This is a genomic window from Chitinimonas prasina (genome assembly GCF_030160395.1).
Taxonomy (GTDB): Bacteria; Pseudomonadota; Gammaproteobacteria; order Burkholderiales; family Chitinimonadaceae; genus Chitinimonas; species Chitinimonas prasina.
On the sequence record NZ_BSOG01000003.1, the window covers coordinates 93,519 to 111,734 of the forward strand.

Consider the following 18,216-nt stretch of genomic DNA (forward strand, 5'->3'; position numbering starts at 1 on the left):
GTTGGGTGTGAGTGGTGTCGGGGCGGCGGGTGTCTGCCCGCGCGTGGTACCCCGCACGATCAAATTTTCAGTATGCGTTCGCCACGGCCTATGCCGGAGGCACCGGTCCGTACGGTTTCGAGGATGAGGGTGCGGTCCACTGCCTCGATAAAGGCGTCCAGCTTGGAACTCTCACCGGTCAGCTCGATGGTGTAGGTCTTTTCGGTGACGTCGAGGATGCGGCCACGGAAGATGTCGGCCATCCGTTTCATCTCTTCGCGGTCCTTGCCGGTGGAGCGGACCTTGATCAGCATCAGCTCGCGTTCGACATGGTCCGACTCGTTCAGGTCGATGACCTTGACCACCTCGATCAGCTTGTTGAGCTGCTTGGTGATCTGCTCGATGACGTCATCGGAGCCGCTGGTGACGATGGTCATCCGCGACAGGGTGGCGTCTTCGGTGGTGGATACCGTGAGCGAATCGATGTTGTAGCCACGTGCCGAGAACAGGCCCACTACCCGGCTCAGGGCACCGGCTTCGTTTTCCAGCAGGATGGAAAGAATATGTCGCATGGGTCTCTCCTCCTTAGCTCAGGTTGCCGTAGTCGCGCTCTTTTGCGACGGTGCCTTGTTGCAGGTGGCGCATATGCGGTGGCAGATCCATCTGGCTCAGGCCGCGGTTGTTCTGCACCATGGGGAAGACGTTCTCGGTCTGGTCGGTGATGAAGTCCATGAACACCAGCCGCTCTTTCAGCTTCATGGCCTCGCGCAGGGCGGGTTCCACATCGGCTGGACGCTCGATCTTCATGCCGACGTGGCCATAGGCTTCGGCCAGTTTCACGAAATCGGGCAGCGCATCCATATAGGATTCGGAATAGCGGTTGCCGTAGAAGAACTCCTGCCACTGCCGCACCATGCCCAGATAGCGGTTGTTCAGGTTAATCACCTTCACCGGGGTGTGGTACTGCTTGCAGGTGGAGAGCTCCTGAATGTTCATCTGGATGGAGGCTTCACCGGTAATGCAGGCCACGGTGGCATCGGGGTTGGCCAGCTGCACGCCCATGGCGGCAGGCAGGCCAAAGCCCATGGTGCCCAGGCCGCCGGAGTTGATCCAGCGGCGTGGCTTGTTGAACTTGTAGTACTGCGCCGCCCACATCTGGTGCTGGCCCACATCGGAGGTGACGAAGGCATCGCCGCCGGTGATCTCGTACAGGGTCTGCACCACGAACTGCGGCTTGATGATGTCGCTGTTTGCGTCGAACTTGAGGCAGTTGTGGCTGCGCCATTCTTCCAGCTGCTTCCACCAGTTGGCTAGGTGCTCGGCATTGGGGCGGGCGCCGGTCTGCCGCAGCAGCGCCAGCATCTCGTCCAGCACATCGCGCACATTGCCGACAATGGGGATGTCCACCTTTACGCGCTTGGCGATGGAGGAAGGGTCGATGTCGATATGGACGATCTTCTTGGGCGAGCTGAGGAAGTGCGAGGGCACCGAGATGACGCGATCGTCAAAGCGGGCGCCGATGGCGATCAGCACGTCGCAGTGCTGCATGGCCATATTGGCTTCGTACAGGCCGTGCATGCCCAACATGCCCAGGTTTTGCGGATCGGAGCCGGAGAAAGCGCCCAGGGCCATCAAGGTGTTGGTGGCGGGCACGCCCAGCATCTTGACCAGTTCGGTAACCTGGTTGGAGGCATTGGACAGCACGGCACCGCCGCCGATATAGATCAGTGGCCGCTTGGCGTCGCTCAGGAGATTGACGGCCTTCTTGATCTGGCCGGGGTGACCCTTGGCTGGCGGGTTGTAGGACCGCAGGCTGACCGATTGCGGGTAGTGGAACTCCGCACGGGCCAGTGTGATGTCCTTGGGGATATCAACCACGACAGGGCCGGGGCGGCCGGTGGTGGCGATATGGAAAGCCTTCTTCATGGCGCTGGCGATGTCGCGTACATCCTTGACCAGGATGTTGTGCTTTACGCAGGGCCGGGTGATGCCGACCATGTCGACTTCCTGGAAGGCGTCGAGACCAATGGCGGGCGTGGGCACCTGGCCCGAGATCACCACCATGGGGATGGAATCGAGGTAGGCGGTGGCAATGCCGGTAATGGCATTGGTGGCACCAGGGCCGGAGGTGACCAGCGCTACCCCGACCTTGTGCGAGGAGCGTGAGTAGCCATCAGCGGCGTGCACGGCACCTTGTTCGTGGCGCACCAGCACGTGCTTGAATTTGTCTTGCTTGAAGATTGCGTCGTAGATTTCGAGGACAGCGCCACCCGGGTAGCCGAAGACGAATTCAACGCCTTCTTCCTGCAAACAACGGATGACGATTTCCGCACCGGATATTTCCATGATGTCTTCCTTGGTAAAGGGGACACTAAAACAGACCGAGGCGACGTGTGACAGACAGCCCTACCCGGAGACTGGCCCGCACTGCTGTGCAGGTGGGTACGCGCACCCGACGCCTTGGAAAAGACGCCAGACCAACGCACCGTTACCGGGGCGACTGCGAATCGGCATCTGCCGACTCAAGCCAACTTGCAACGACAACCAAGATCTGCAACCAATGCAGCAGAAAAGCCGATAAAGCTTTTGTATATCACGGGCACGTAATAGCTACGCACCAGAACCAACCGGGTTGTCACCTCGCGCTGGCTTGTGGCTGGCGGGTGACCATCGAGACTTGCTGCCGATGTGGTGCCGGCAAGCGAGTTGCAAGCGGCACCGTCCGTGGCGGAGAGGATGGGTGTGACCATAGCCGACCTGACCGGGGCAGGTCAAGTGCCGCAATGCAACATGGGCGATGCTAAACCGCTGTTTGCAAAACGACTTCCGCGCACGTCACTGCTATCATCGCGCCCCCGTCTCTTGTCTGCCCTGCGCTGTGCCCACTCCGTCCTCCCTTGCCGATTTCCTTGCTGCAGCCGAACACCGGGCCTTCCGGCAAGCCATGTTTGCCGTGCAGAACGAGGATGCGGCATTGGATCTGGTGCAGGATGCCATGCTCAAGCTGGTGGAGCGCTATGCCGGCCAGCCGGCCGAAGAATGGCCCTTGCTGTTTCAACGGATATTGCAGAACGCAATACGGGACTATTATCGTCGTAGCAAGGTGCGCAATCTGTGGGTGGGCCTGCTGTCTGCGCTGCACCTACGCCAGGGCGAAGACGAAGATAGCGAGCCGGACCCGCTGGACACGCTGGCGGTGGAGCCTGGCTGCGAGGCCTTACAGCAGCCCGATGTGCAATGGGGGCGACGCCAGATGCTGGCCTTGCTGGAGGACGGCCTGGCACATTTGCCCTTGCGTCAACGGCAGGCCTTCCTGCTGCGTTATCTGGAGGAGATGGACGTGGCCGACACGGCGGTGGCCATGGGCTGCTCGGAAGGCAGCGTCAAGACGCATTGCTCGCGGGCATGCCACAGCCTGGCAGACTGGCTGCGAGAGAGAGGGGTGGAGCCATGAGCAAGTCGCAGTGGGAGGAAGACACCTTTGGCAAAGCCGCTGCCAGCCAACTGGCTGCGCAGCCGCTGTCGCTGCGGCAGCAGCAAAGGCTGGCCCAGGCGCGGCAGGTAGCGCTGGCACTACAGCAGGCCGGCTCACGGGGCTGGCGCTTGGGCTTGGTGCGCTGGCTGGGGTTGCACCCGGTGGCTAGCCGGCGTGCGGGTCAGGCGGCCTGGCTGGCGCTGTGCCTGGGCGTCGGCTTGTTTTGGTGGCAGCAAGGCAATGCCGGTTCGATAGACGACGATATCGATGCGCAGCTGCTGGCCGACGAGGTGCCCATGGAAGTGTGGCTGTCCGATTCGGTGGAGCACCTGGCCAGGGAGGCCTCGTGAGGCGCCTGGGATTGTCGTTGCTGCTATTCTGCGCCGCCACGGCCGTGGCGGCAGCGCCTCCGGCGGATTGGGTGGCCCTGGCGCCGGCCCAGCAGGCGGTGCTGGCGCCGCTGGCAGCGGAGTGGGCCAGCTATAGCGCCGGCCAGCGGCAGCATCTGTTGGCCTTGGCCGAGCAATATCCCCACCATAGCGCGGCCGAGCGCAGCCGCATCGACGCCCGCATACGCCATTGGGCCAGCTTGAGCCCAGCCGAACGCAACCGGGCGCGTGACAACTACAAGAAGGTGCAGCGCCTGCCCTCGCCCCAGCGCGAGCAGGTCAAGGAAAAGCTCAAGCAGGTGCAGGCGGCCAACTGATCCTGGTTGCGGCTTGTCTTATCCGGGCTTGCGCCGTATCTTGGCGGGCTTGTCTTGCATGCAGGTTGCACCATGTCGGTAGAACACCCTCTTGCCCCCCGGTGGCGGCGTCTTGTCTCCCTTTGCTATGAGAGCCTGCTGCTGCTGGCCGTGATTCTGGTCGCCGGCATGCTGTTCCAGTTGTTGTTCAGCCGGTTGGCGGGTACCCCGGCCCAGTTCGCGTTTCTGATTCTGGTGCTGTACGGCTACTTTGCCTGGTGCTGGCGCCGCTCGGGCCAGACACTGGCCATGAAGACCTGGCGGCTGCAGTTGCGCAACCGCGCCAACCAGCTGCCCAGTATGTGGCAGGTCAGTCTGCGGTTTGCCCTGTGCCTGCTGGTCTACGCACCGCTGATACCGCTGTGGGCCTATACCAAGCATGTGCCGGACATGAAATGGCTGCTATGGCTGGGCCTGGTCTGGATGGCGCTGCCCTGGCTGTGGGCGCTGATAGATCGCGAGCAGCAATGCCTGCATGACAGGCTGGCCGGCATCCGGGTGGTATTGCTGCCCATACACCGCGCTGATTAGGCGTCGCTGGCAATACCGTTCGCCTTGCACTGGCGCCAGGGCGCTGCCCTGCCACCGTATGGGCTTGACGCTTGGGGTATAATTTCTGCCTTGATATTCAATGAGGTATGACATGCGCCCCTCTGGCCGCCAACCCAACCAGCTTCGCGATGTCCGCATCACCCGTCACTACACCCGCCATGCCGAAGGTTCGGTGTTGATCGAGATGGGGGGCACCAAGGTTATTTGCACGGCGTCGGTAGAAGAAAGCGTGCCACCTTTTCTGAAAGGTAAGGGCGAAGGCTGGGTGACCGCCGAGTACGGCATGTTGCCCCGTTCCACCCATAGCCGCATGAAGCGCGAGGCGGCCAGCGGCAAGCAGAGCGGCCGCACCCAGGAAATACAGCGCCTGATAGGCCGCAGCCTGCGTGCCGTGGTGGACATGAAGGCCCTGGGCGAGCGCCAGATCAGCATAGACTGCGACGTGATACAGGCCGACGGCGGCACCCGCTGCGCCAGCATTACCGGCGCCTTCGTGGCCCTGCAGGATGCCATTGCCAGCCTGATGGCGGCAGGCAAGCTGAGCAGCAATCCTATCCGCCAGCATGTGGCAGCTGTTTCGGTGGGTATCTACCAGGGTGTGCCGGTGCTGGATCTGGATTACCTGGAAGACAGCGACTGCGATACCGACATGAATGTGGTGATGACGGCGGCCGGCGGTTTTGTCGAACTGCAGGGCACGGCCGAGGGTGCGCCCTTCAGCCGCGAGGAAATGAACGCGCTGGTGAATCTGGCGGATGCGGGCATTGCGCAGCTGATTGATGCCCAGAAAGCTGCTTTGGCTGGTTGAGTCTGGCGGGCGGCCGCCAAGTCCTCCGTGGGTAGCAAGCCTGGCAGCACTTTTGCCGGCTTGCGCTCACGGCTACGGGGTGGAATTTTCATATAAATCAGATGGTTGAAATTCGTGCTTAACGTAATATCCCCCGCTGTCGCGGCTTCTCCCCCTGCCAGGCGCATCTGCCTTGCGCCAATGTTGGACTGGACGGACCGGCACTACCGATTTTTCTTGCGCCAGATCACCCGCCACACCTTTCTCTATACCGAGATGGTGACCACGGGCGCCATCCTGCATGGCGACAAGGCGCGGTTTCTGGATTTCAGCGAGGCGGAGCACCCGGTGGCGCTGCAACTGGGGGGCTCGGAGCCGGCTGATCTGGCGGCGTGTGCCCGGTTGGCACAGCAGTGGGGCTATGACGAGGTCAATATCAATGTGGGCTGCCCCAGCGAGCGGGTGCAGTCGGGGGCGTTTGGCGCCTGTCTGATGGAGGAGCCGCAGCTGGTGGCCGATTGCGTCAAGGCCATGCGGGATGCGGTGAGCATTCCGGTGACGGTCAAGCACCGTATCGGCATCAACGAGGTGGAGCACTACGAGTATCTGCGCGACTTTGTCGGGACGGTGGCGGATGCCGGCTGCGAGGTGTTCATCGCCCACGCCCGCAACGCCATACTGAAGGGTCTGAGCCCCAAGGAGAACCGCGAGGTGCCACCCCTGAAGTATCACTATGTGCACAGGCTTAAACGAGATTTTCCGCAGTTGGAGATCATCATCAACGGTGGCCTGGACAATTGGCAGGCGGTGGATGAGCAGCTGCAGCATGTGGACGGGGTGATGATAGGCCGCATGGCCTACCACGACCCTTACCAGTTTGCCGAGGTGGATGCCCGCTATTACGGTGATGAGCAGGCTGTGGCGAGCCGGGCCGAGGTAGCCCGAGCCCTGATGCCCTATATTGCCGAGCGCATGGCGGCTGGGCGCAGCCAGCCCAAGCATATTGTCCGGCATGTGCTGGGCTTGTTCCAGGGGCGACCCGGGGCGCGCAACTGGCGGCGCATGCTCAGTGACAGCAAGGTATTGAATGGGGCAGGGCCGGAGTTGATCGAGGCGGCCCTGGCGGAAGTGGAACCGGTGGTGGCTTAGCGATGGAGCAGTGCATGTTAAGTAAGACCTTGTTACCGCTGGTGCTGGCGTTGGGCCTGGTGGGCACCAGCTGGGCGGCTTCGCCGGTGCTGCTGGCTACCATGGGCAACAAGGTGTCGCTGTCTTTGGGCGGCAAGCCCTTGACTCTGAGCGTGGGGCAGCAGCGCGACGGTATCAAGCTGATATCGGTGGGCGAGGACAGTGCGGTGCTGGAAGTGGAGGGCAAGCGCCAGAGTGTGCGGCTGGGCCAGGAGTTCTATGCCGGCGGCAGCCAGGCGGAGCAGGCCCAGACCAACAGCTTTACCGTGTTCGATGTCGGCGGTGGTCACTTCATGGCCCAGATCAGCCTGGGTGGTGGCGGCGTCAGGGGGCTGATCGATACCGGGGCGTCCTTGTTGTCGCTATCGGGCAACCAGGCCAAGGCCATGGGGCTGCGCTTCGAGCGTAACCAGCCCATCATGCTGCGCACGGCCCAGGGTGTGCAGAATGGCTGGCGTACCAAGGTGCCCAGCCTGCGCATCGAAGGGGTGCAGCTCTACAATGTGGATGCCGTGGTGACCGATGGTGCCTACCCGGAAGTCGCGCTGATAGGTATGAGTGTGCTGGGCCAGTTCCATATGCAGAACGATGGCCAGCGCATGACATTGAAAAAGAAATACTGAGAAGACGGTTACATGGACAAGACGAAGAAACAGGACAAGGCCTTGCAGCAATGGTCGATCTGGCCGCCGGCCTTGCTGGCCCTGGTGCTGCTGACCCTGGGACTGTGGGTGCTGCGCAGCATGGGCGTGGCCAGCGCGGTGCAACTGGGGTATGTGCTGCTGGCGCTGGTGCTGACCTGGCTGTTGCTGCCCTACCTGGCCTACAAGACCTGGTGTGAGGGCGAGGCGCTCTGCTGGCGTTGGGGGCAGTTGAACCACGGGGCGGTGCAACGTCTGGCGCTGGCCGATATTGCGGCGGTGGAGGTGGCTGCCCTGCCGGACAAGCCGACCCGGCCGGTGCGCAGGGAAGGCGTGGAGGAGCGCCATGGCGGCAATTTCACGCCCGACCTGAATCAGGGCGTGAAGCTGCAGACCCGTGATGGCCGCACCATCTGGCTGTGCCTGCCGCAGCCGGCGCAGTTCGCCAAGGCCTTGCGTGCCTTGCTGGCGACTGCCCCTTGAATCCCTCTTTCACCGTACTGCAAGCAGGTTGCGCATGAAGAAGCTCGTACTCGCCAGCAACAATGCCGGAAAACTGAAGGAGTTCCAGCGTTTGCTGGGGGCTCTAGCCATCGAGGTGATACCGCAGGGGCAACTGGGGGTGGGCGAAGCCGAAGAGCCGCACGCCACCTTCGTCGAGAATGCCCTGGCCAAGGCTCGCCATGCGGCGGCGGCCACTGGTTTGCCGGCGCTGGCCGATGATTCCGGCATCTGCGTGCCGGCCCTGGGCGGTGCGCCTGGGGTGTATTCGGCCCGCTATGGCGGTGAGCCGAAATCGGATGCGCGCAACAACCAGAAGCTGGTGGCGGATATGGCCGGCCAGGCCGACCGCCGGGCTTTCTACTATGCGGTGCTGGTGCTGGTACGCACTGCGGATGACCCCCGGCCCCTGATTGCCGAAGGCCGGTTTGATGGCGAGCTGCTGGCTGAACCGCGCGGCGAGGGGGGCTTTGGTTACGATCCGCATTTCTGGGTGCCGGCACTGGGCAAGACCGTGGCCGAGCTGACGCCGGAAGAGAAGAACCCCATCAGCCATCGCGGCCAGGCCCTGGCTGCCCTGTTGGACAAGCTGGCAAAGGATGCACTATGACGAGCCCATGGCCGAAATGGCTGAAGGACGACGGGGCGGTGGTGAGCTGCTTCGAGAAGGTCAAGGTGATGGAAGAAAACCTGGGCGAGATACAGCAGATGACCCAGGACGCATTCGAGGATGGCCTGTTGATGGAGGTCTCGGAGGCGCAGATGCGCGAGGCCCTGCACCGCATGGTGGATGCGCTGGTTAACCCCTACCGCAAGCCATGATCATCCCCATCCACCCCCATCCTGGCCCGGCGGCTGTTGTGGCGGCGCCGGCTGCGGGCTGGGCCTTGCAGGCACTGCCGCCGCTATCGCTGTATATCCATTTTCCCTGGTGTGTGCGCAAGTGCCCGTATTGCGACTTCAATTCGCATGAAGCCAAGGGGGGCATAGACGAGGCGGGCTATGTGGCGGCCTTGCTGACCGACCTGGAGCACAGCCTGCCGCTGATCTGGGGCCGGCCCATACACACCATCTTCATGGGCGGGGGCACACCCAGCCTGTTTTCGGCCGAAGCCATGGACAGCCTGCTGGCCGGCATTCGGGCGCGCACCAAGCTGCTGCCTGATGCCGAGATCACGCTGGAGGCCAACCCAGGTACAGTGGAGGCGGACAAGTTCAAGGGCTACCGGGCGGCAGGGATCAATCGTCTCTCCATCGGCATACAGAGTTTTGATCCGGCCCATCTGGCTGCCATAGGCCGCATACACGATGGCGATGAGGCGCGGCGGGCAGCGGCGCTGGCGCGCGAGACCTTTGACACCTTCAATCTGGACCTGATGTTTGCCCTGCCGGGCCAGACGGTGGCGCAGGCGCTGGCGGATGTGGAAACGGCGTTGTCGTTCTCGCCCACTCATCTGAGCTGCTACCACCTGACGCTGGAGCCCAATACCTATTTCTACCGCTATCCGCCCAGCCTGCCTGATGACGATACGGCTGCCGAGATGCACGATGTGATCGCCGCGCGGTTGGCGACCGCGGGGTTTGATCACTACGAAACCAGTGCCTATGCGCTACCCGGCCACCGGGCACGGCATAACGTCAATTACTGGCAATTTGGCGATTACCTGGGCATAGGGGCGGGTGCCCATGGCAAGCTCAGTTTCCATGACCGCATCCTGCGCCAGGCGCGCTACAAGCAGCCGGCCGCGTACCTGAAGGCGGTGGCGGCGGGCAATGCGGTACAGACCGAAGAACTGGTGGACCACCGGGACCTGCCGTTTGAATTCATGCTCAATGCGCTGCGTTTGAGCGAAGGCGTGGCGGCTACCCTCTATAGTGAACGTACCGGCCTGCCGCTGGCAGGTATTGCGCGCACCCTGGCGCGGGTGCATGAACAGGGCTTGCTGGATGCCGACCCCACCCGGCTTGCGCCCAGCGAGCTGGGTCGGCGCCACCTGAATCGATTGATGGAAGCCTTTTTGCCCGACCGTTGAGCCGGGAGACAGGAGCCTGCCGTGCTGCTGCGTGCCTTGCTGATCCTGCTTGCTTGCCTGCCACTGGCGGCCGAGCCGCTGAAACTGCGGCTGGTGACGGATGACTGGCCGCCGTATGAGTACGCGGCCAAGGGCAAGGCCGATGGTTACAGCGTGGCCAGGTTGGAGGCCGTGCTGCGGCAGATGGAGGTGGAGCTGGTGCACCCCGACCGGGCCGTGCCCTGGAAGCGCCTGCTGGCCATGCTGGAGGCGGGGGAGGCCGATGTGGCGGTCAATGGCGGCAAGGTGGACAACCGGGAGGCCTATGTGCATTTTTCGGCCGAGCCTTTTACCGAAACCCGCTGGACGGCCTTCAGCCGCCGCAGCGATGGCTTGCGGCTGCAGAAGAAAGAGGATTTCAAGGGTTTACGGGCCGGCTTGGTGCATGGTTGGAGCTATTCGCCGGAGATCGAGGCATTTCTGGGTAGCCAGGGCAAGTCGGTGGTGTCCTACGATCAGTTCAGCAATTTCCGTCGGCTGCTGGCCGGCCAGGTGGACTATGTGATCGAGGAGCGGCAGGTGGGGCTGCACCTGGCCGCCAAGCAGGGTTGGGGTGAGCAATTGGTCACCGCCGATGTGATGAACCAGCCCATCCGCTTTTATGTGATGTTCTCGCGCAAGACTGTCGCCCCCGAATGGGTGGCCCGCTTTGATGCGGCCTTCAAGGCTTTTCGTGGTAGTGCTGAGGATAGGGCGCTGCGCAAGCGGTATGGCTTGGAAAGTCTGCCATAGCAAGGCAAGATGGCACCCTTGGTGGCGGCGCTGGGCTGCCTGGTCTAAGCAGGCGTTGAGCGGCAACTGGCCTCTATCAGGCATGGTGGGCTCGTTCCGCCCTCGTTCCGGCGCGTACTGGAAGGAGGGTGTGTGCAGGGCTTCCAGCTTCCCCCCAATACATTCAACTATGTCGCACGAGGCCGCGTTGTTCATGCTGCCTTCCGGCTATCCGTCGCGTCGTTTACCCAAGGAATACACCATGAGCAAAGAAATCGTCCATAGCGACCACGCACCCAAGGCTGTCGGCACTTATTCGCAGGCCGTGAAGGTGGGCAACACGGTTTACCTGTCGGGCCAACTGGGCCTGGACCCGGTGACCGGCGAGCTGGCCGAGGGCTTTGAGGCCCAGGCCCACCTGATGTTCAAGAACCTGCGCGCGGTGGCACAGGCGGCTGGTGGCGACCTCAAGGATATCGTCAAGCTGGGCGTGTTCGTGACTGACCTGGCCAACTTCGGCAAGCTCAACGAGATCATGGGCCAGTATTTTGATGCCCCTTACCCTGCCCGCGCCGCCATACAGGCCGCGGCACTGCCCAAAGGTGGTCAGGTCGAGGCCGACGCGGTGCTGGTACTGGCCTGATCGCCGACTGAGGCGGCCCCGGCACTGTCGTGCCAGGGCCGCCTTTCTTGCACTGGCGAAAAGGCCACAGTGGCCGGACTGCGCTTGGCAGTCAGGCCAAACGGCATGGCATGATCGCGGCCTTCGCTCCCTTGGGGGTGCCTTTGTCTGCGGGTCGTGCCATGCTTGTACTCCAGCCTTATTCCTTGTCGCTACGCGCGCTGCGGCGCTCGCTGCTGCTGGCGGTGACACCCGCGCTGCTGCTGTTGGGGGGCTGCGAAGTGGCCAACCAGCCGCATAGTCAGGCCGACCTGACCGGCGATGTGATGTTCAGTTCGTTCCAGGAGCGGCCCAAGTTTCTGGACCCGGTCAGCTCCTATAACCTGAACGAAACCCCCTGGACCTACCAGACCTACGAGCCACTGCTGCATTACCACTACCTCAAGCGGCCCTATACGCTGGAGGGGCTGACCGCCACCGAGGTGCCGGTACCGCGCTATTACGACAAGGCCGGCAATTCCCTGCCTGACGATGCGCCCAGCGAGCAGATCGCTACCAGCATCTACACCATCAAACTGCAGCCCGGCATACGCTACCAGCCCCATCCGGCGCTGGCCCGTGATGCCGCTGGGCAGTTGCTGTATCACGACCTCAAGCCGGCCCAGCTGGCTGGCAAATACAGCATCTGGGATTTTCCGCTGGCGCAGGCCGCCAGCAGCAGCCGCGAAGTGACGGCAGAAGATTACGTCTACCAGATCAAGCGCCTGGCCAGCCCCTATGTGCCTACGCCGTCGCCCATCTACAACCTGCTCAACCAGTACATAGTCGGCCTGCAGGATCTGGGCGAGCAGCTCAAGGCCGAGCGCAATGCGCAATTGCAGCAACGGGACCCGCGTGACCGTTACCTGCCCTGGCGCGATCTGCGCGAGGTGAAGCTGGAAGGTGCCCGCGCGCTGGATGCGCGCACGCTGGAGATACGCATCGCCGGCAAGTACCCGCAGTTCAAGTACTGGATGGCCATGACCTTCTTTGTCCCCATCCCCTGGGAGGCCGACCGCTTCTATGCCCAGCGTGGCATGGCGGAGCATTCGCTGTCGCTGAATACCTGGCCGGTGGGGACGGGGCCCTTTATGCTGACCGAGCAGAGCGCCAGCCGCTACGTGATGGTGCGCAACCCGAACTACCGCGATATGCGCTACCCCAGCGAGGGCTCGGCGGAGGACAAGGCGCAGGGATTGCTGGCCGATGCCGGCAAGCGGCTGCCCTTCCTGGACAAGCTGGTGTTCCTGCAGGAGAAGGAGTCTGAGCCTGAGCAGGCCAAGTTCATGCAGGGCTACTACGATGTGCCCGATCTCAGCCGCATCGATGTGGGTTTTGTTTTTCTCAAGGAAGCCATGGACCAGACCGGCCGCTGGCAGGTGCTGCGTGAGCATGGGGTGAAACTGGAGCCGACCATAGAACCGACCAGCTGGTATATGGGCTTCAATTGGCTGGACCCGGTGGTGGGCGGCGGCAAGAACCCGGAGGAGGCCGAGCGGCACCGTAAGTTGCGTCAGGCCATTGCCATCGCCACCGATTGGGAAGAGCACAACGCCATTTTCTTTGATACCTATGGGCCGTCGGTGCCGGCCATGGGGCCGATTCCACCAGGTTTGTTCGGCTACCGTACCGGCGAGGCGGGTATCAACCCGGTGACCCATGTCTGGCGTGATGGCCAGGCTGTGCGGCGCCCACTGGCTGACGCCAAGCGCTTGCTGGCCGAGGCGGGCTATCCCGATGGGCGCGACGCCAAGAGCGGCAAGCCGCTGCTGCTGTTCTATGACTCCAACGGCGTGGGGCCGGCTTATCAGGCCAGGTTGGACTGGCAGGTCAAGCAAATGCAGAAACTGGGCATACAGCTGGAGATACGGGCATCGGACTACAACCGCTTCCAGGACCGCATGCGCAAGGGCAATGCCCAGCTGTATTTCTGGGGCTGGTTCTCGGACTACCCGGACCCGGAGAATTATTTGTTCCTGCTGAACAGCACACAGTCCAAGGTGAAGTTTGAGGGTGAAAATGCCTCCAACTATGCCAACCCGGAATACGACAAGCTCTATACCCGCATGCGCGACCTGCCGGACAACGCCGAGCGGCAGCAGGTGATAGACCAGATGGTGGCCATGGTGCAGCGGGATGCACCATGGAGCTGGGGGCTGTTTCCTGGCTCGTTGGGGGTGTACCAGCAGTGGGTGCACAACGCCAAGCCCACTTCGATTGCCAACGACAAGGTCAAATACATGCGGGTGGATGGGGCGTTGCGGGCCAGCAAGGTCGCGCAATGGAACCAGCCACGGGTGTGGCCGCTGGGCGTGGGTGTGCTGGCCCTGGGCCTGCTGCTGTGGCCGGCCTGGCGCATCTACCGCCGGCGTGAGCGCGCCACCGCGCGTACCCTGCGTATCAACAGCGGCCGCCGTGCCAGCAAGGGAGCGCAAGCATGATGACCTATCTGGTGCGCCGCACCCTGTACTCCATCCTGGTGCTGGCCGGTATCAACCTGGTGACCTTCTTTCTGTTCTTTTCGGTGAATACCCCGGACGACATGGCCCGCCTGCAGCTGGGCGGCAAGCGGGTGGCGCAGGAGGCGGTGGAGCGCTGGAAGGCCGAGCGCGGCTATGACCAGCCGCTGTACTTCAATGCGCAGGCGGCTGGGGTGGGCAAGCTGACCCAGACGGTGTTTTTCGAGAGCTCGGCCAAGCTGTTGCGGCTGGACTTTGGCAAGACCAATGAGAACCGCAATATAGGCTGGGAGCTGGGCAACCGTATCGGCCCCACTCTGGCGCTGGCGATACCGATACTGCTGATCTCGGTAACGCTGTCCATCATCCTGGGGCTGGGACTGGTGTTCTACCGCCATACGGTGCTGGATACCTGGGGGGTGGTGGTGCTGGTGGGGCTGATGTCCACCTCGTCGCTGTTCTTCATCATCATGGGCCAGTACCTGTTCGCCAAGCTTATGGTCATTACGCCGGTATCGGGCTTCAGCCCGCCACCGGGCATGTTCAAGTTCCTGCTGCTGCCTGTGCTGGTATCGGTGATTGCCCACCTGGGGCCTGATACCCGTCTGTATCGCACGCTGTTCCTGGAGGAACTGGGCAAGGATTATGTACGCACCGCCCGCGCCAAGGGGGTGTCGGAATGGGCTGTGCTGGGGCGCCATGTGCTGCGCAATTCCCTGATACCCATTATTACCTCGATAGGCCTGTTACTGCCGGCGCTGCTGGCCGGTTCCATCCTGCTGGAGACCTTCTTCGGCATACCGGGCCTGGGCACTTTTGCGGTGGACGGGATCACCAGCCAGGATTTTTCCATCGTCCGGGCCATGGTGTTCTTCGGTTCATTCCTTTATGTCATTACCTACCTGCTGACCGACTTTGCCTATGCCTGGTCTGATCCGCGGGTGCGCCTGAAGTGAGCATGCCGCGATGAAGATAGTTGTTCTATGGACGGACTGGGTGGTGCTGCTGGTATTGCTGGGTACCCTGACCTACGGCTGGAAGGTCATGCGCCAGCCACACCTGGCGGTGACCTGGCGCAAGGCATTCAATACCGCCACCGGCACCTCGGCGGCCACGGTGCTGGCGGTCTTTCTGGTGATAGGCCTGCTCGACTCGCTGCACTACCGCCCGGCCATAGCGGGCAAGGCCGATGCCTATGCCACCGAGACGCGCTCGGTGCTGGACGATATCCTGCATCAGCAGCAAACGGGACGTGAACGCAGCTACTCGGCGCCGCTGGCTTACCAGGGCTATGAGAAGGAGGCGACGGTGATAGACGGGCAGGCTACCCGGGCCTACCTGCGCCTGCAGCATGGCGGCGCCCATCTGGACCAGCCCGAGCAGCAATGGGCAGCTGATGTGCTGCTGCGCACCGTGGCAGGGGTAGGGCTGGGCCTGCTGCTGGCCGCTGCGGCCACGGCACTGGTCGTACTGCTGCTGGCACGCAAGCGGCGCCAGGGGCTGGGGATGGCCTGGCGTAGTTTGCGGCGCGGGCAGGTGGGCTTCCCCCTGCGTGCGGTGTTGCTGACCCTGACGGTGCTGGCCGTGCTGGCCGGTGTCATGACCATGTTGGCGACGGCCTACCATGTACTTGGCACCGACCGGGTGGGTAATGACCTGCTGTATGTGGTGCTCAAGAGCATACGTACGGCCCTGGTCATTGGCACCATGTCCACCCTGGTGACCATGCCCATTGCCGTGGGCCTGGGCATCTGCGCCGGCTATCTGCGGGGCTGGGTGGATGAGGCGATCCAGTATGTCTACACGGTGATCAACTCTATCCCCTATGTGCTGCTGATCGCGGCCGTGGTGTTGATACTGATGGTGTTCATCGACAACCACCCGGACCTGTTCCCGACCTCGGCCGAGCGTACCGATGCGCGCCTGTTCTTTCTCTGCATCATTCTGGGCATGACCAGCTGGACCGAGCTGTGCCGCTTGATACGGGGCGAGGTGATCAAGCTGCGCGAGGCCGAGTACATCCAGGCGGCGCAGGCGTTTGGGGTGGGCACCTGGCGGATACTGTCGGTGCACCTGCTGCCCAATGTGATGCACCTGATCCTGATCAGCATGGTGATCAATTTCTCCGGCCTGGTGCTGGCCGAGGCGGTGCTGTCCTATGTCGGCATCGGGGTGGATCCGTCCATGCAGAGCTTCGGTACCTTGATCAATACCGCAAGGCTGGAGCTGTCGCGCGAACCCACCATCTGGTGGACGCTGGCAACGGCCTTCACCTTCATGTTCTCGCTGGTGCTGTCGGCCAATCTGTTCTCCGATGCCATCCGCGATGCCTTCGATCCTCGCGCAACGCACAAGTAGGTCGTCCATCATGCTGCAACTCGATCAACTTCGTACCGAGATCCACTCCAGCCAGGGCATCGTGGTGGCCGTCGATGGCGTCAGCCTTGCCATCCAGCCGGGTGAGACCTTTGCCCTGGTGGGGGAATCGGGCTCGGGCAAGTCGGTGACGGCGCTGTCCATCAGCCGGCTGCTGCCCGACAACGCCTGCATTGCTGCCGGCGATGTGCGGCTGGACGATGCCAGCTTGGCCGACCTGCCGGAAAGCGAGATGCGGGCGTATCGCGGTGGCCGCATCGCCATGATCTTTCAGGAACCGGCTACCAGCCTCAATGCCGTGATGTCGGTGGGGCGGCAGTTGGTGGAGGCCATCACCACCCATACCGAGCTGCGGGGGGCTGCGGCCCGGGCCAAGGCGGTGGACTGGTTGAAGCGGGTAGGCATTGCCGAGCCGGAAAGGCGCATAGACAGCTACCCCTTCCAGCTGTCGGGTGGGCAGAAGCAGCGGGTGATGATCGCCATGGCGCTGGCCACCGAGCCGGCGCTGCTGATTGCCGACGAACCGACCACGGCGCTGGATGTGACGGTGCAGAAGCAGATACTGGATCTGCTGCTGGACCTGCAGCGCGAGCGTGGCATGGCCATGCTGTTGATCACTCACGATCTGGGCGTGGTTTCGCAGGTGGCGGATCGCGTCGGCATCATGTATGCGGGCGAGCTGGTGGAGCTGGGCAGCAAGGCGGCGTTTTTCTCCAAGCCCCTGCACCCCTATGCCACCCGCTTGCTGGGCGCCTTGCCCGATGTGGACAAGCGCGGCCATCTGCTGGAGGCCATTGCTGGCAGTGTGCCGCCGCTCTATCAGGCGTTCGACGGCTGCCGGTTTGCCCCTCGCTGCTATTCGGCCACGGCCCGCTGCCGTGGCGAAATCCCGCCCATGTACGAAATGGGCGGCGGGCATGGTGTGCGCTGCTTTGCCTATGCGCCCGAAGCGGCCGTGCCCCTGGTGCTGCCGCCGCTGCGGGATATCGGCGCGGGCCGGGCGGCCAAGCAGTTGGGCGACAAGGCGCTGCTGACGGTAGAAAACCTGCGGGTACGGTTTCCCATACGCTCGGGTTTGCTGCAGCGGGTCAGCGGCCATGTGGATGCCGTACACGAGGTGTCGTTCTCGCTGCGGCCGGGAGAGACCCTGGCGCTGGTGGGGGAGTCGGGTTCGGGCAAGACCACCACGGGCAAGGCCATACTGCAGCTGTTGCGCGGCACGGCTGTGGTCGATGGCCAAGCCATGCTGGGCGATATCGACCTGATGCGTGCCGGCAAGGCGGAGCTGAAGCGCGCCCGGCGGCAGATGCAGATCATTTTTCAGGATCCATTCGGCTCGCTCAATCCGCGCATGCGGGTGGGCGAGATACTGGCCGAGGGCATACAGTCGCTGCGGCCCGAGCTGGACCTGGCCGAGCGCCGCCGCCGCGTGGATGCCTTGCTGGAGCAGGTCAGCCTGCCGCAGTCGGCGCTGACGCGTTTTCCGCATGAGTTCTCGGGCGGCCAGCGCCAGCGCATTGCCATCGCCCGTGCCCTGGCGGTGGAACCCAGCCTGATCGTCTGCGACGAGCCTACCTCGGCCCTGGATGTCTCGGTGCAGGCACAGATACTCAACCTGCTGAAGGAGCTGCAGCAGCAGCTGGGGGTCGCCTATCTGTTCATTACCCACAATATCGGGGTGGTGGAATACCTGGCCGACCGGATTGCGGTGATGCAGGCTGGCCGCATCGTCGAGACCGGCGAGAGTGCCAGCCTGCTGACGGCACCCCAGCATGCCTATACCCGTACTCTGCTGGCAGCAGTACCCAGGGTGGTGGTGGGCGAGGTCGATGCCGAGGTGCTGCTGCCGGCCTGAACGGGCTCTTAGACCGGCCATCGCCGGAATGCCTGGGGCGCCGTGGCTTGCATAAGCTAAAGGGAGTGTCCTAAGAGCCTGCTCAAAGTCTTTTCGCCGCGCGCCAGCCCTTCGGGTTCGCGGCCTTGCCGGCGAATGGCGGCGTTGCAAGCCGCTGACGGTACCCGTACCGCTGCGCGGCTTGCGCCTTGCCCTTCATCCGGCAAGGTTGCGA

Annotated in this window: 19 protein-coding genes; 17 read left to right on the forward strand and 2 right to left on the reverse strand. The window is 63.1% G+C overall.

Translation table 11 applies throughout. The features are described from left to right. Positions 1-59: 59 nt before the first annotated feature. Positions 60-551, reverse strand: a complete 492-nt coding sequence (gene ilvN, locus QQK16_RS13510) for an acetolactate synthase small subunit (RefSeq protein WP_284197008.1) — start codon at positions 549-551, stop codon at positions 60-62. A 13-nt stretch (positions 552-564) separates the two neighbouring features. Beyond that, the gene (locus QQK16_RS13515) at positions 565-2,325 is read right to left on the reverse strand and encodes an acetolactate synthase 3 catalytic subunit (protein WP_284197009.1); all 1,761 of its coding nucleotides are present in this window, start codon (positions 2,323-2,325) and stop codon (positions 565-567) included. Positions 2,326-2,857: 532 nt separating this feature from the next. On the opposite strand from QQK16_RS13515, the gene QQK16_RS13520 reads away from it, so the two are divergent. From QQK16_RS13520 to QQK16_RS13600, 17 genes are all read left to right on the forward strand, one after another. After that, on the forward strand, positions 2,858-3,433 hold the full coding sequence (locus QQK16_RS13520) for an RNA polymerase sigma factor (protein ID WP_284197010.1): 576 nt from the start codon (positions 2,858-2,860) through the stop codon (positions 3,431-3,433). After that, positions 3,430-3,804, forward strand: coding sequence for a DUF3619 family protein (locus QQK16_RS13525; RefSeq protein WP_284197011.1), 375 nt, complete (start codon positions 3,430-3,432; stop codon positions 3,802-3,804). The genes QQK16_RS13520 and QQK16_RS13525 overlap by 4 nt, the downstream gene beginning before the upstream one ends. 11 nt (positions 3,805-3,815) lie before the next feature. After that, positions 3,816-4,160, forward strand: coding sequence for a DUF3106 domain-containing protein (locus QQK16_RS13530; protein ID WP_284197012.1), 345 nt, complete (start codon positions 3,816-3,818; stop codon positions 4,158-4,160). 72 nt (positions 4,161-4,232) lie between these two features. Further along, on the forward strand, positions 4,233-4,730 hold the full coding sequence (locus QQK16_RS13535; RefSeq protein ID WP_284197013.1) for an RDD family protein: 498 nt from the start codon (positions 4,233-4,235) through the stop codon (positions 4,728-4,730). Positions 4,731-4,842: 112 nt separating this feature from the next. Next, positions 4,843-5,559 carry a ribonuclease PH gene (gene rph, locus QQK16_RS13540; RefSeq protein WP_308447035.1) on the forward strand — a complete coding sequence of 239 codons (717 nt, stop codon included), beginning with the start codon at positions 4,843-4,845 and terminating at the stop codon, positions 5,557-5,559. Between the two features lie 126 nt (positions 5,560-5,685). Further along, complete coding sequence (gene dusA, locus QQK16_RS13545; protein WP_284197298.1) at positions 5,686-6,687, forward strand: tRNA dihydrouridine(20/20a) synthase DusA; 1,002 nt, start codon at positions 5,686-5,688, stop codon at positions 6,685-6,687. Positions 6,688-6,701: 14 nt separating this feature from the next. Then, positions 6,702-7,349 carry a retropepsin-like aspartic protease family protein gene (locus QQK16_RS13550; RefSeq protein WP_284197015.1) on the forward strand — a complete coding sequence of 216 codons (648 nt, stop codon included), beginning with the start codon at positions 6,702-6,704 and terminating at the stop codon, positions 7,347-7,349. 12 nt (positions 7,350-7,361) lie between these two features. Continuing rightward, positions 7,362-7,850: a hypothetical protein gene (locus QQK16_RS13555; RefSeq protein ID WP_284197016.1), complete on the forward strand. Its 489-nt coding sequence runs from the start codon at positions 7,362-7,364 to the stop codon at positions 7,848-7,850. A gap of 34 nt (positions 7,851-7,884) precedes the next feature. After that, complete coding sequence (rdgB, locus tag QQK16_RS13560) at positions 7,885-8,478, forward strand: RdgB/HAM1 family non-canonical purine NTP pyrophosphatase (protein WP_284197017.1); 594 nt, start codon at positions 7,885-7,887, stop codon at positions 8,476-8,478. Further along, on the forward strand, positions 8,475-8,690 hold the full coding sequence (locus tag QQK16_RS13565) for a hypothetical protein (protein WP_284197018.1): 216 nt from the start codon (positions 8,475-8,477) through the stop codon (positions 8,688-8,690). The genes rdgB and QQK16_RS13565 overlap by 4 nt, the downstream gene beginning before the upstream one ends. Beyond that, positions 8,687-9,901, forward strand: coding sequence for a radical SAM family heme chaperone HemW (gene hemW / locus QQK16_RS13570; protein ID WP_284197019.1), 1,215 nt, complete (start codon positions 8,687-8,689; stop codon positions 9,899-9,901). The genes QQK16_RS13565 and hemW overlap by 4 nt, the downstream gene beginning before the upstream one ends. 21 nt (positions 9,902-9,922) lie before the next feature. Then, positions 9,923-10,672: a substrate-binding periplasmic protein gene (locus QQK16_RS13575; RefSeq protein WP_284197020.1), complete on the forward strand. Its 750-nt coding sequence runs from the start codon at positions 9,923-9,925 to the stop codon at positions 10,670-10,672. 241 nt (positions 10,673-10,913) lie between these two features. After that, positions 10,914-11,294: a Rid family detoxifying hydrolase gene (locus QQK16_RS13580; RefSeq protein WP_284197021.1), complete on the forward strand. Its 381-nt coding sequence runs from the start codon at positions 10,914-10,916 to the stop codon at positions 11,292-11,294. 161 nt (positions 11,295-11,455) lie between these two features. Then, the gene (locus QQK16_RS13585; RefSeq protein ID WP_284197022.1) at positions 11,456-13,753 is read left to right on the forward strand and encodes an ABC transporter substrate-binding protein; all 2,298 of its coding nucleotides are present in this window, start codon (positions 11,456-11,458) and stop codon (positions 13,751-13,753) included. Next, positions 13,750-14,727, forward strand: a complete 978-nt coding sequence (locus QQK16_RS13590) for an ABC transporter permease (RefSeq protein WP_284197023.1) — start codon at positions 13,750-13,752, stop codon at positions 14,725-14,727. Before QQK16_RS13585 ends, QQK16_RS13590 begins: the two co-directional genes overlap by 4 nt. A gap of 10 nt (positions 14,728-14,737) precedes the next feature. Next, positions 14,738-16,129, forward strand: a complete 1,392-nt coding sequence (locus QQK16_RS13595; RefSeq protein ID WP_284197024.1) for an ABC transporter permease — start codon at positions 14,738-14,740, stop codon at positions 16,127-16,129. A gap of 10 nt (positions 16,130-16,139) precedes the next feature. Beyond that, a complete protein-coding gene (locus tag QQK16_RS13600) occupies positions 16,140-18,002 on the forward strand; it encodes an ABC transporter ATP-binding protein (RefSeq protein WP_284197025.1) in 1,863 nt (620 codons plus the stop codon). Positions 18,003-18,216: the final 214 nt, after the last annotated feature.

Excerpts from the sequence above, each read along its gene's own strand:
- ilvN (WP_284197008.1), bottom strand. The coding sequence starts at position 551 with ATGCGACATATTCTTTCCATCCTGCTGGAAAACGAAGCCGGTGCCCTG.
- QQK16_RS13515 (WP_284197009.1), bottom strand. The coding sequence starts at position 2,325 with ATGGAAATATCCGGTGCGGAAATCGTCATCCGTTGTTTGCAGGAAGAA.
- QQK16_RS13525 (WP_284197011.1), top strand. The coding sequence starts at position 3,430 with ATGAGCAAGTCGCAGTGGGAGGAAGACACCTTTGGCAAAGCCGCTGCC.
- QQK16_RS13535 (WP_284197013.1), top strand. The coding sequence starts at position 4,233 with ATGTCGGTAGAACACCCTCTTGCCCCCCGGTGGCGGCGTCTTGTCTCC.
- rph (WP_308447035.1), top strand. The coding sequence starts at position 4,843 with ATGCGCCCCTCTGGCCGCCAACCCAACCAGCTTCGCGATGTCCGCATC.
- QQK16_RS13550 (WP_284197015.1), top strand. The coding sequence starts at position 6,702 with ATGTTAAGTAAGACCTTGTTACCGCTGGTGCTGGCGTTGGGCCTGGTG.
- QQK16_RS13555 (WP_284197016.1), top strand. The coding sequence starts at position 7,362 with ATGGACAAGACGAAGAAACAGGACAAGGCCTTGCAGCAATGGTCGATC.
- rdgB (WP_284197017.1), top strand. The coding sequence starts at position 7,885 with ATGAAGAAGCTCGTACTCGCCAGCAACAATGCCGGAAAACTGAAGGAG.
- QQK16_RS13565 (WP_284197018.1), top strand. The coding sequence starts at position 8,475 with ATGACGAGCCCATGGCCGAAATGGCTGAAGGACGACGGGGCGGTGGTG.
- hemW (WP_284197019.1), top strand. The coding sequence starts at position 8,687 with ATGATCATCCCCATCCACCCCCATCCTGGCCCGGCGGCTGTTGTGGCG.
- QQK16_RS13580 (WP_284197021.1), top strand. The coding sequence starts at position 10,914 with ATGAGCAAAGAAATCGTCCATAGCGACCACGCACCCAAGGCTGTCGGC.
- QQK16_RS13585 (WP_284197022.1), top strand. The coding sequence starts at position 11,456 with ATGCTTGTACTCCAGCCTTATTCCTTGTCGCTACGCGCGCTGCGGCGC.
- QQK16_RS13590 (WP_284197023.1), top strand. The coding sequence starts at position 13,750 with ATGATGACCTATCTGGTGCGCCGCACCCTGTACTCCATCCTGGTGCTG.
- QQK16_RS13595 (WP_284197024.1), top strand. The coding sequence starts at position 14,738 with ATGAAGATAGTTGTTCTATGGACGGACTGGGTGGTGCTGCTGGTATTG.
- QQK16_RS13600 (WP_284197025.1), top strand. The coding sequence starts at position 16,140 with ATGCTGCAACTCGATCAACTTCGTACCGAGATCCACTCCAGCCAGGGC.